The organism is Streptomyces sp. CG 926 (assembly GCF_003148825.1).
In the GTDB taxonomy this organism is placed as follows: domain Bacteria; phylum Actinomycetota; class Actinomycetes; order Streptomycetales; family Streptomycetaceae; genus Streptomyces.
In genome coordinates this window covers 367,187-379,652 of record NZ_QGGZ01000001.1, presented here as the reverse complement: position 1 = coordinate 379,652, position 12,466 = coordinate 367,187, and the positions used below count along the sequence as shown (strand labels likewise).

Sequence of the window (12,466 nt, the reverse complement as noted above, 5' to 3'; positions counted from 1 at the left end):
GCGATCGAACCGCGGCCCGGTCCTTCACGGGCCCAGGACCACCAGGCCCGTCGGGGTGGTCAGGCTGCCCGGGGGGAGCGATGTGAAGGTGTGGGGGAGCGACAGGCGGGGCCGGTCGGTCTCCGGGACGGGGTCGAAGAGATAGGCCGCGGCGGCCGCCGTGTCACTGACCAGGTGAGGGCCGTCCGCCGCGGCCGAGCCTCCGGTGACCGGGGTACGGAAGAGCTGCCGCAGGTGCCGCAGGGTCTCCGGGGTGACCGGGGCCCGCATCGGTCGGGGCCGATCGACCGCGATCGCCTCCTCCTCGGCGGCGGCCGCCGGGGCGTCCGGGGGGATCGCGCCCGTCAGCAGCAGCGCCAGGAGCACCGGGACGGCCTTGCGACGCAGGGTCTCGGTGGCCGCGCCCAGCCGGTGGGCGTGGCTCGCCGGCAGCGAGAGCGCGAGGCTCCCCGCGGCGTCCCCGGTGGCGATCGGGACCGCCGAGCAGACGACCCCGGGGGAGTACTCGCGCAGGTCGAACACGGGCGCGCCCGGAGCCACCGCGTCCAGGGCGCTGAACAGGACCCTGCTGTCGGTGATCGTCCGCGGGGTGAGCCGCGCGGGCCGGTGCCGGGCCACGTGATCGGCGCGCCGGTCGTGGTCGAGCTGGGTCAGCAGGCACTTGCCGACCGCGCTGGCGTGCGCGGCGGCCCGGAAGTCGACCCACTCCCGCACCGGCGGGGTCGCGGGCCCGTCCGCCATCTGCGTGATCCGGACCTCGCCCTCGGCGTACCGGCCGAGGTACACCGCGGCGCCGGCGCTGTCCCGGGCCAGAGCCAAGGTGCGCTGGAGCTGCCCGGCCAGGCCGTGCCCGCCGGGGGCGGCGAGCCGGTCCAGGGCCGGGCCGCGCCCGTACACCCCGAGCGCCGGGCGCACCGCGTACTCCTCCTCGCACAGCATCGCGAGCAGCGGCCGCAGTTCCCCTTCGGCGAGGCCGGACTCCCGGGCGAGTTGGGCGGCCCGGACCCCGAGCGGGTGCCGTTCCAGGACGCGTACGACGGCCAGCGCGCGGCGCGCCTGCGTCAGCGCTTGGCCCGTTTCCGCCCGGGGAGCGGTCCCGCGGTTCGCCGCCGCCGCCGGCGCCGGCGGGCGCGGCGGTGCGGCGACCGGGCGGAGCGAGGTCACCGGACGCGGCGCCGAGGCCGACACGGTGACGGGATGCGGCAGGAACGCGGCCAGTACTCCCGACAGCCCGGGCCTCGGCAGCGGCACCGGGCCCAGGTCGGGATCCTCCTGCTGGTCGACGTAGCGCAGCACGGCCGCCTGCGTGCACAGCCGGACCTCCCGCAGATCCCGTCGGCCGCCCGGCCGGAAGCCGCGCCGGCCCAGTTCGCGCGCCCAGTGCCGGGCGTCGTGGTGCTCGCCGCGCCGGGAGTGGTCGAGGTAGAGGCAGTACGCGGCCGCGGAGGTCCGCGGGCTCCCGGACCCGGCGGCGAACTGCCACCAGAAGCGGGCCCCTTCGCGCAGCCCGGCCAGGTGCAGCAGACAGCCGAAGACGACTGCTCCGGCCAGGTCGGTGTGCCCGTCGGCCAGGAAGGAGTCGAGGTGTGCCCCGGCCTTGGGCGCGCACGCGGAGGCGAGGCAGACGGCCTTGAGGTCGCGGCGGGCCCGTTCGGCGTCGAGGGGGCAGTCCCGGGCGGGGTCGCTCCAGCCGTGCACCGAACGGCGCCGGGCGCGGTGTCCGGAGGGCGGGTGCGGTGTGGCGCGCAGCAGCCGGGCCTCGGCGGCGCCGAGGTCGTAGTGCCGGTAGCGGTCGCGGACGCCCGCCCGGGCGAGGAACTCGGCCAAGGAGCGGGGGATCGGGTCGCCGTCCTGTCGCTCCTGCCGTTCGTGGCGCCTCATGACTCGGCTGATTCGGGTGACGCGGCCGCTCCGGGCGATGCGTCCGCTCCGGGCGATGCGTCCGCTCCGGATGACGCGGCGGACGTGGCGAGCAGGCGGGCGAGCCGCCGGTGGGCCTGTCCGAGGTAGGAACGGATCGTGGCCTCGTCGACGCCCATCACGGCGGCGGCCTCACCGGGCGTGCACTGGAGCCCGTACCGCAGGAGCACGGCGTCACGTTGCCGCTCGGCGAGCCGGGAGACGGCGGAGTAGAAGCGGATGGTGTCGGTCAGCACCTCGTACCGGTCGGCGTGGGCCTCTTCGAGGGCGGCTTCGAAGGCGCTGATGTCCATCGGCTCGGGGCGCTGCTGCCACGGATGGCGCCGGCGCTGCCGGTGCACCAGGCAGTGCTTGAGGACGGTCCAGGCGTAGGCGTCGAGACGGTCCATGTGGAGCATCCGCAGCCACTCGCCCATGATCGAGTCGAAAGCGGCGTCCACGGCCTCCTCCGCCGCCGCGTCGGAGCCCAGCTGCAGATACGCGAAGCGCATGTACGCCGGCCGCCGATTGGCATGGAAGGCCCAGTACGACAGGCGCGCCGTCGGATCCCACTGGCTCATGGGAGTCGGCCGCCGACGCCGGCTCGGTAGTCCCACGGCCCCACCGGACTCCTCCGGTCCGCCATCGTTCACCGCTCCACCTCATCCCCTGTGCGCTGAACAGGAAAGCAGCGCGGGCGCACTCGGAGGGCGCAGAGAAGAAACCTGGAAGCAATGCGTCGTGGATGATCGACCTGTGATCGATCTCGATCACACACGGCTCCAGCCAGCACGTATGCATATGCCCGCTGCCGGTGCCGCCGCCGGACCCCGCACCGCCCGACCCCGCGTCCGCCCGCAGTCGGAGCCGCCGCCGGCCCCTGGACACCGGTCGGGTGCGCCGCGGTCCCGCTGTAGCATGGGCCTGATCGCGAGGGCCGTGACGGAGAGGTCACTGCCCTCGCTTTTGCGTTAGTCCACCCATGAACAAATGCGGCGCGTGGCCTCACGGCGGTTCGATACGATGAACCGCACTCACAATCCGTTACGTCACGTTGTACCGCACAGAGGAAATGGAGCATCCGAGGATGGCTCGACACCTGATCACCAGCGCGCTTCCGTACATCAACGGGATCAAGCACCTGGGCAACATGGTCGGGTCGATGCTTCCGGCGGATGTGTACTCCCGGTACCTCCGCCAGCGCGGCCACGACGTCCTCTACATCTGCGCCACCGACGAGCACGGCACCCCCGCCGAACTCGCCGCCAAGGAGGCCGGCATCTCGGTCGCCGAGTTCTGCGCGCAGGCCCACGACGCCCAGAAGGCGGTCTACGACGGCTTCGAGCTGTCCTTCGACTACTTCGGCCGCAGCTCGTCCGCGCAGAACCGCGAGATCACCCAGCACTTCGCGCGCAAGCTGCAGGAGAACGGGTTCATCGAGGAGCGCGCGATCCGGCAGGTGTACTCGCCGGTCGACGGTCGCTTCCTGCCGGACCGCTATGTCGAGGGCACCTGCCCGCACTGCGGCTACGACAAGGCCCGCGGCGACCAGTGCGAGAACTGCACCCGCGTCCTGGACCCCACGGACCTGATCGAGCCCCGCTCGGCCATCTCCGGCTCCACCGAGCTGGAGGTCCGCGAGACCAAGCACCTCTTCCTCCTGCAGTCCAAGCTCCAGCACGAGGTCGAGGCCTGGGTCGCCGAGCACGAGGAGGAGTGGCCGCAGCTCGCCTCCTCCATCGCCCGCAAGTGGCTGACCGAGGGCCTGCACGACCGCGCCATCACGCGTGACCTCGACTGGGGCGTCCCGGTCCCGGCCGACACCTGGCCCGAGCTCGCGGCCGAGGGCAAGGTCTTCTACGTCTGGTTCGACGCCCCGATCGAGTACATCGGCTCGACCAAGGAGTGGTCCGACCTGGACCCGGCGAACCGCGACTACAAGTCGTGGTGGTACGAGGCCGAGGACGTCCGCTACACCCAGTTCATGGCCAAGGACAACGTCCCGTTCCACACGGTGATGTTCCCCGCCACCGAACTGGCCACCCGTGAGCCGTGGAAGAAGGTCGACTACGTCAAGGCCTTCAACTGGCTGACGTACTACGGCGGCAAGTTCTCCACCTCGCAGAAGCGCGGCGTCTTCACCGACCAGGCGCTGGAGATCCTCCCGGCCGACTTCTGGCGCTACTTCCTCATCGCCAACGCGCCCGAGTCCGACGACTCGTCCTTCACCTGGGAGCACTTCCAGGCCACGGTCAACAAGGACCTCGGCGGCACGCTCGGCAACTTCGTGAACCGCGTGCTGACCTTCTCCCGCAAGAAGTTCGGTGACGACGTCCCCGCCGGCAGCCCCGCGGGCGAGGCCGAGGCGAAGCTGGGCGAGCAGATCGCCACGCTGCTGGCCGAGTACGAGGGCCACATGGACGACCTCCAGTACCGCAAGGCCGCGGCCGCGCTGCGCGCCCTGTGGTCGGCCGGAAACGCGTACCTCGACGAGAAGGCCCCCTGGCTGGAGGTCAAGACCGACCTGGAGGGCGCGGCGCTCACCCTGCGCACCGCGATGAACCTGATCCACCTCTACTCGGTGGTCTCCCAGCCGTTCATCCCGGCCTCGGCGCGCGCCATGCGCTCCTCGTTCGCGCTCGCCGACGACACGGCCACCTGGATCACCCCGGAGCAGGCCCGGTCCCTGGACGCGGTGCCGGCCGGTACCCCGTTCACCGTGCCGCCGGTGCTGTTCGCACGGGTCACCGAGGAGGACCTGGAGTCCTACCGCGAGCGGTTCGGCGGCAACCCGGAGGCCTGAGGCCCCCGCGGGGCCCGATGGCAACGGTGTGAGGGGCACGACCCGTCGGGGTCGTGCCCCTTCCGCATGTCCCGGCACGGCCGCCGCCGCCCTGCTGGGCGCCGTCGCCGTACCGCTGCTGCGGCGGCCGGCCGCTTCGGCTCCTTGGCGCTGCCGGTCCTGCCGACCAGGAGGGCATTTCGCCTGATGGCCCCCATGTCTTGGATAGCTGCACTACCCTTCCCGTCGTGGATCCGCTGATCGCCGAAGACCCGAGCCGTATCGGACCGTACCGCCTGATCGCCCGGCTGGGCGCGGGTGGCATGGGCCTGGTCTATCTGGGCCGCTTCGAGGGCGGCCGTACCGTCGCCGTCAAGGTGGTCCAGGCGGAGTTCGCCGGGAACCCCGAATTCCGCCGGAGGTTCGCCCGCGAGGTGGCCGCCGCGCGGCGGGTGGGCGGCAGTTGGACGGCGGCGGTGCTCGACGCCGACACCGAGGCCGCGGTGCCCTGGGTGGCGACGCAGTACATCCCGGGACCCGACCTGCAGACCGTGGTCGCCCGGCAGTTCGGTCCGCTCCCCGAGGACTCCGTACGCACCCTCGCCAACCGCCTCGCCCTCGCCCTGCGGGCCGTGCACGAGGCGGGTCTGATCCACCGCGACCTGAAGCCGTCCAACGTGCTCGTCACCGTCGACGGCCCCCGTGTCATCGACTTCGGCATCGCGCGGGCGATGGACAGCCTGACCGGTGACAGCCTGCACACCCGCACCGGCATGCTGATCGGCTCGCCGGGGTTCATGTCCCCGGAGCAGGTCCGCGGTCTCGAACTGAGCCCCGCCAGCGATGTCTTCTGCCTCGGCGCGGTCCTCGTGTACGCCGCCACGGGGCGCATGCTCTTCGGCGCCCGGGACACCGGGCTGAACGCCCACCTCTTCCGGATCGCCGAGGAGGAGGCGGACCTGACCGGGGTCCCGGAGCCGCTGGTCGAGCTCGTCGGTGCCTGCCTGCACAAGGACCCGGCCCGGCGGCCCACCCCCGAGGAGGTGGCGGCGCGGACGGCGGCGGACGCCGCCGGCGAGTGGCTCCCGGGCGCGGTGCTGGCCGAACTGGGCCGCCATGCGGCGCGGTTGCTGGACTACGCCCCGGCGTCGCCCGTAGGAGCCGGGCCCGGGCCCGGGGCCGGGTCCGGGTCCGGCGGAGCCGGGGCGAGCGAGGCCCGGACCGAGGACACGCCCGCCGAAACGCGGGACCCCCGCCTCGTACCGGCACAGTCCCGCCAGGACGCGGCCCCGTACGGGACGCCGCCCCCGCCACCCGCGTACGCCCCCACGACCCCCGGCCGCTTCGGCCCCGCGGACGGCTTCGGCCCACCCCCGGGCCCCGTTCCCGGCGACCCGTCCGCGGCCCCCGCGCCCCCGCACCCCAGGCGGTGGTGGGGCCTCGCCGTCCTCGCGCTGACGCAGCTGCTGGTGCTGGTCGAGGCGGCGCAGTTCAGCCTGCTGGGGCCGCAGATCCACGCCGCCCTCAACGTTAGCGCCGACGGTTTGAACCCGGTCTTCACCGCCTACCTGGTAGCCCTCGGCGGACTCCTGCTGCTCGGCGGGCACCTCGCCGACCTGCTGGGGGCCCGGCGGATGCTGGTGGCCGGCCTGATCGGTTTCGCGGCGACGGCCCTGTTCGGCGGCGCGGCCTCCGGGGCCGGACCACTGATCGCCTCCCGCGCCCTGCAGGGGGTGTTCGCCGCCCTCCTCGTCCCGGCCGCGCTGTCCCTGGTGGCCACCGGATTCACCGACCCCCGGGAACGCGGCCGGGCCTTCGGGATCTACGCGGCCGTCGCCGCGGGCGGTAGCGCGCTCGGCGTGTTCACGGGCGGGTGGCTCGCCGAGACCCTGGCGTGGCGCTGGGCCCTGTGGTCGATCGTTCCGCTCGCCGTGCTCGCCCTGATCGGCGCGCTCACCCTGCTGCCCGACCGTCCGGGCCGCACCGGCGTCCGGTTCGACGGCCTCGGCGTGCTCCTCGGCACGGCGGGCTCCGCCGCCCTGACCCTCGGTCTCGCCGAGGCCGAGGACTGGGGCCTCGTCCAGACCCTGATCCTTGTCGTGGCCGGCATTGCACTGCTCGCCGCCTTCCTGTGGTGGCAGAGGAGCACGTCCCGCCCGCTGCTCCCGGCGTACGTCCTCGCCGACCGGAGCCGACTCACCTCCCTGCTGGTCGTCCTCGGCACCGGCGTCGCCCTGGTCGTACTCCTCCCCGCCCTGGGCTTCTTCGCGCAGCAGATCCGCGGCCAGGGACCGGCCGCGTCCGGGGCGGCCCACCTGCCGCTCGTCGCCGCCGCCCTCGTGACCGCCACCCAGGTCTCCGCCCGACTGGTGCACCGCGTCGCCCCGCGCGCCCTGATCCTGCCGGGCCTGGTGGCCACGGCCCTCGGGTTGGCCCTGCTGGCCGGGGTGGGCGGCGCGACCACGTACGCGATCGGGGTACTGCCCGGCATGCTGCTCACCGGCATCGGCCTGGGCCTGGCCCTCGTCCCGCTCTACGCCACCGTGACCGACGGGGTGTCCCCGCAGCACGCGGGCGGGGCCGCGGCGGCCCTCGGCGTGGCCCACCACCTGGGGCAGTCGATCGGCGGGGCGGTGCTCGGCACCGTCCTGGTGAGCCGCCTCCAGCAGGTCTCGGACGACACCGATGTGTTCGCCCGCCTGCTGGACGCCTACACCACCACCCTCTGGTGGGCGGTCGGCGCCGTCCTGCTCGCGGCCCTGCCGGCCGCCCGGCTGATCAGGTCCCGGGCCGGGCGGCGGGACGCCGACCAGGCGGTTCGGTTCTGACGGCGCGCCGCTCGTCATACCTTCCGGATGGACGACGGACGACGGAGCGGTGGCGGCGGCGCGGTATCGGCCGGCCGAACAGGGCGTCGGCCCGGTGCGCGGCGGGTGGGTGCGCCACGAACGAGGGAACCGCCGTCGCGCCGGCGTCGGCACCGCAACTTTCAGCATTGCGCGGAATCCTTGATCATCTTGGTGCCGTAGCGGGTTACGGTGGCGCCTGCCACATGCCATCCACCGTTTGAAGGGGTAACTTCGTGAGCGCATTTGACGGTTCGCAATCGGCGCCGACCGCACGGCCCGGAGACCTTGAGCAGCTACTGGTCACGGCAGCGGATCTGGCCGACGCGCGCCTCGACGATTTCACTGAGCTGGCGTCGCCCTCGTCCGACGAGGACCCGCCGCCGATGACCGGTCCGTCCCCGGAACTCACGGCCCTGCTGAACAAGGCGTTCAACGACAAGGCCGCGAGAGAGGTCAGGACCTCGTTCATGAACGCCGACTCCTCGATAGTCGTCGACGAGGGGGTCTCGGAGCGGGCAGCAGGGGCTGCCGTGGCCTGGATGGCCGACATGCGGCAGGTGTACGCGCAGTGCGCCGCTTGGACGATGAGCATCGGCGATCAGCAGATCACCATCCAGGTGGTGGATCCGGCCGATGATCCGAGCGAGCCGCTCAAGGTGGAGCAGAGGTTCGGTGACGAGGCCTTGATGCGTACGATGCTCGCCGGTCCGGTCGGGCAGCAGGCCCAGATCACCACCCTTCTGGTGCGCGACGGTGACCGGGCTCTGGAACTGACGTTCCGTAGCTTGGCAGGCGAGCCCGGTGGGTCCGAGGCGGCGCGGCTCGCCACCGCGATGTCGAAGTTCCTGGAGCTGGCCCCGGCAAAGTTCCTGGGTCTGCAGCTCGGCTAGGGGCTGTTGCGAAGCGGATCTCGTTGGTTGACGATCACGTCCTGTGGGATGTGGGGATTGACGAACGGCCGGTGGGCCCGGCTCGAGCCGTTGCTACCGACGGGCATCGAGCCGGGCCGTCCGCAGGTGTGGACGCGCCGACAGCTGATAGACGGCATACGGTGGCGGACTCGGACCGGCGCCCCCTGGCCGGACGTGCTCGAACCCTACGGGCCGTGGGACCGGGTCTACGACCTGTTCCGCCACCGGCAGCGAGACGGGACATGGGCCGGGCTCACCAGCACGCCGCGGGGGCGGCGAAAAGGGGGACCTCCAGAAGGAGCCGCCTGGTGGAGTCTTCGTCGAGCCGGCCGACTACGGGCTCGGACGTTCCTGTGGCGGGCTGACCAGCAAAATCCACCTCGCTGCCATCGACGAGTGGTTGTGACCAGCACTTCCGCAAGAGGCCCTAGGCCTCCTGGCCCGGCAGGTGGGCCAGGACCGCCGGGATCCGGCGTCCCTCCGGTCGGGTGTGATCTCCGACGGTCCGTCACATCGCCGCGCCGAGCGCCAGGAAGCCGCAGATCAGCACGAGGAGGATGGCCAGCAGGGGCCAGACGAAGCGCAGGTACTTGTCGTAGCCGACCTTGGCCAGGGCGACACCGCCGATGGTCACCGCCGAGGTGGGGACCCACAGGTTCATCCAGCCGCTCGCCGACTGCCAGGCCGTGACCACCAGCGCGCGGGAGACGCCCGCGAAGTCGGCGAGCGGGGCCAGGATGGGCATGACGAGGGTGGCGTGGCCCGAGGTGGAGGGGATCAGGAAGGCCAGCGGGAGGTTCACCAGGAAGACGATCACCGCGAAGAGCGCGGACGAGGTGCCCTTCACCGAATTCTCGATCGAGTGCAGGACGGTGTCGGTGATCCTCGAGTTGTTCATGATGACCGTGACCCCGCGCGCCAGCATGATGACCAGGGCCGGAGAGATGAAGTCGGCGGCCCCCTGGATGATCGTGGCGCTGATCCTCGCCTCGCCCATCCGCGCCACCACTCCCACGAGCACCGCCGCGCACAGGAACAGCGCCGAGAGCTCCGGGAAGGACCAGCCCAACTCCCAGGCGTACGGGGCCGCGTCCGCCTCGCCGGTGAGCGCGCCGGCCCAGGGGACCACCGAGAAGATCATGAAGCCGAAGACCAGGGTGACCAGGACCAGCACCAGCTTGTGCAGCCGGGTCAGCTCCGGGGCCACTTCCTCGGCTCCGGTCGCCTTCTGTTCGCGGTCACCGGGGAGGAACCCGCACACGGACCTGGCCGGGTCCTTCTCGACGCGCTTCGCGTACCGGACGACGTAGAGGATGGTCACGGCCGTCAGGACCACCCACATCACGAAGCGCAGCGCGATGCCGTCGCCCAGCGAGATGTCGGCGGCCGCCGAGGCCACGCCCGTCGCGAAGGGGTTGACGGTGGAGCACAGGACCCCGATCCCGGCGCCCAGGATGGCCGAGCCGACGGCGACCATCCGGTCGTAGCCGAGGGCCAGCATCATCGGTACCAGCAGACCGTAGAAGCCGAGGGTCTCCTCCGCGAAGCCCTCCACGGTGCCGAGGACCGAGAACACCAGCATCACGGCGGCGATCAGCAGGGTGCCGCGGTCGCGCAGCCGGTGGGCGAGGCGGGCGATCCCGCGGTCGAGGGCGCCGGTGGCGAAGACGACGGTGATGAACGCGCCGATGGCGAGGACGAAGAGGAAGACGCCGGCGCTGCCGTACAGCTCCCCGCTGAAGGTGGGGCCGACCTCTCCGGTCTTCTCGTCCCGGATGCCGTAGAGGCCGTTCACGGGGGCGAGGAAGAGGTCGTTCAGCCGGTCGACGAAGCTCTGGGTGTCCGGGACCCGGTGGTAGGTGCCGGAGATGGGGGCACCGCTGTCGTTGCGGTCGTACGTGCCGGCCGGTACGAGGAAGGCCAGCAGCCATACCGCCACCGTGACCACGGCCAGCACGGTCAGCGCGCTCGGGAAGCGGAATCCTCTGCCGGCGGGCTCCTCGGGTGCCGGGGACGGGGCCGGATCGGCGGGAGCCGGGGGAGCCGGGGGAGCCGGGGGAGCCGGGGGAGTCGGGGGAGCCGGGGGAGCCGTGCTCAACGGGTGCCTCGGCTGTCCGGTTCCATCCGCCACCATCCCTGAGAGGGTCCGCTCCTCCGATCATGGAGTGGGGGAGCGGCGGGTGCCGTGGTGGGCTGCGCCTGCCGGGTGAACCGGGCGCGACGGCGGGTGTCAGCTCCCGGTGCGTACGAAGGTCCGCACCGCGGTGTCGAAGTAGCCGCGGGCCTCGTCGCCCTGGCGGACCGGCGAGGACACCCACACGTCGTACAGCCGGCCGTCCTCCTCCCAGCACAGGTCACGGGTGTGCCGGGGGCCCTCGGTCGGGGAGAAGCCGTCCCAGGTGAACAGCCAGAGGGCGGCCTGCCGGCCGTTCTGCGAGGTGATCACGACCTCGGCGTCCCGGTAACCGGGGTTGGTCCCCGGCCCCTTGGCGTGGGCGCGCTGATGGACGGCGAGCGGGCCGCCCGACTCGGGCTCCGCCACCTTGATGCCGATGCGGAAGGTCTCACCGGGTGACATGTAGAAGATCCGCGGACCTTCGACCTTGCGGGTGAAGCCGAGGGGCACGGCGAGCGAGAAGCCCTCCGGGTCGGTGACGACGTGGTAGCCGGCGGGCGCGGGCTTGTCGTCGGGCGAGGGGGAGTCCGTGCCGGTCCGTTCGCCGGGGCTGGTGGCGGCGGCGGGTGCGGACGGCAGGCCGGCCGCCCCGCCGGTGGACGTCCGCCCACCGCGCTCGCCGTCGTTCATGAGCAGCGCCGCGGAGACGCCCGCCCCGGCGATCGCGGCCACCAGCAGACCGGCGATCAACGCCGCCCCCGGCCGCCGCCTACCCGGTCCGCGTACGGGCGCGGGCGCGGGAGCGGGGGCCGATACGGGAGCCGACACGGGCGTCGGCGCGGACACCTGGGCCGCCGCGGGGTGCGTCGGGCTGTGCGGAACTGGGGTGTGCGGGAACGCGGTCTGCGGGAGCGGAGTCGGCGGGCCGGGGTTCGGCGCGGCCGGGGTCTGCGCGGCCCGGGGCTGCGGGGCGGAGTACGGCGCGGTGGGGTTCGGCGCGGCCGGGGCGGACCGGGTCGGGGTGTACGGCGCCGCGGCCGCCTCCGCGCAGGCCCGCAGCAGTTCCTCGGCCCGCTCCGCGCCGATGCGCGCGGCCGGATCACGCTCCAGCAGACCCCGTACCACCGGCAGCAGCGGTCCGCACGTCTCGGGCGGCCGGATCTCGTCGAAGACCACCGCGTGCAGGATCCCGCCGAAAGAGTCCCGCCGGAAGGGCGAGGTACCGCTGAGGGCCGCGCACAGCAGGGCGCCCAGCGACCATAGATCGGCCGCGGGTCCCGCCGGCGTCTGCCCCGACATCCGCTCGGGCGCGGTGTATTCGGGGGAACCGACGAAGGACCCGGTGGTGGTCAGCGTCGTGGCACCCGACACCTGGGCGATGCCGAAGTCGGTGAGCACGGGCCGCCCGCCCGGCGCTTCCAGAAGGACGTTCGCCGGCTTGATGTCCCGGTGCAGCACCCCGGCCGCGTGCGCCGCGCGCAGCGCGCCGACCAACGCGATGCCGATCCGGGCCGCCTCGGCGACGTCCACCGGTCCGGTCCGGGAGAGCCGGTCGGCGAGGGAGCCGCCCTCGACCAGTTCCATGACGATGTACGGGAGTTCGCCGTCCTCGACGATGTCGTGCACCACGATGATGTGAGGGTGCTTGAGCTGCGCGGCCGCCCGCGCCTCGCGGAGCGTGCGCTCACGCTGGTGCCGGGCCTCCTCCTCGGACAGTGCCGGGTCGAGCGCGACCTCCTTCACGGCGACGTTCCGGCCGAGCAACTGGTCGGTGGCACGCCACACGATGCCCATGCCACCGCGTCCGAGCTTGGCGTCCAACCGGTAGCGCCCTGCGATCAGCCGGGCGTTCGCCCCCTCGGTCCCCATGGCGACATCATGCCGCATCCGCGATGAGCACCCGTTCGCG

6 protein-coding genes and 2 pseudogenes are annotated in these 12,466 nt (G+C 72.9%); 4 read left to right on the top strand and 4 right to left on the bottom strand.

Features of this window, described 5'->3' with window-relative positions; all coding sequences use genetic code 11:
• Positions 1–345: 345 nt before the first annotated feature.
• Together BCL76_RS39535 and BCL76_RS01540 are read right to left on the bottom strand one after the other, a co-directional pair.
• Positions 346–1,065, bottom strand: a pseudogene (locus BCL76_RS39535) (IclR family transcriptional regulator domain-containing protein); the annotation flags it as partial.
• An 812-nt stretch (positions 1,066–1,877) separates the two neighbouring features.
• Positions 1,878–2,480, bottom strand: coding sequence for a sigma-70 family RNA polymerase sigma factor (locus BCL76_RS01540; RefSeq protein WP_258309203.1), 603 nt, complete (start codon positions 2,478–2,480; stop codon positions 1,878–1,880).
• Positions 2,481–2,986: 506 nt separating this feature from the next.
• Here BCL76_RS01540 and metG point away from each other — a divergent pair.
• The 4 genes and pseudogenes from metG to BCL76_RS40445 form a co-directional block, all read left to right on the top strand.
• Positions 2,987–4,702, top strand: a complete 1,716-nt coding sequence (gene metG / locus BCL76_RS01535; RefSeq protein ID WP_109777423.1) for a methionine--tRNA ligase — start codon at positions 2,987–2,989, stop codon at positions 4,700–4,702.
• Positions 4,703–4,929: 227 nt separating this feature from the next.
• On the top strand, positions 4,930–7,509 hold the full coding sequence (locus BCL76_RS01530; RefSeq protein ID WP_109777422.1) for an MDR family MFS transporter: 2,580 nt from the start codon (positions 4,930–4,932) through the stop codon (positions 7,507–7,509).
• Positions 7,510–7,763: 254 nt separating this feature from the next.
• On the top strand, positions 7,764–8,420 hold the full coding sequence (locus BCL76_RS01525) for a hypothetical protein (protein ID WP_109777421.1): 657 nt from the start codon (positions 7,764–7,766) through the stop codon (positions 8,418–8,420).
• Positions 8,421–8,468: 48 nt separating this feature from the next.
• Positions 8,469–8,633, top strand: a pseudogene (locus tag BCL76_RS40445) (transposase); the annotation flags it as partial.
• Between the two features lie 316 nt (positions 8,634–8,949).
• Here the strand turns inward: BCL76_RS40445 and BCL76_RS01515 are convergent.
• Both BCL76_RS01515 and BCL76_RS01510 read right to left on the bottom strand, forming a co-directional pair.
• Positions 8,950–10,575 carry a YfcC family protein gene (locus BCL76_RS01515; RefSeq protein ID WP_109777420.1) on the bottom strand — a complete coding sequence of 542 codons (1,626 nt, stop codon included), beginning with the start codon at positions 10,573–10,575 and terminating at the stop codon, positions 8,950–8,952.
• Between the two features lie 96 nt (positions 10,576–10,671).
• Positions 10,672–12,426 (bottom strand): serine/threonine-protein kinase, encoded by a 1,755-nt coding sequence (locus BCL76_RS01510; RefSeq protein WP_109777419.1) that lies wholly within the window; start codon positions 12,424–12,426, stop codon positions 10,672–10,674.
• Between the last annotated feature and the right edge of the window lie 40 nt (positions 12,427–12,466).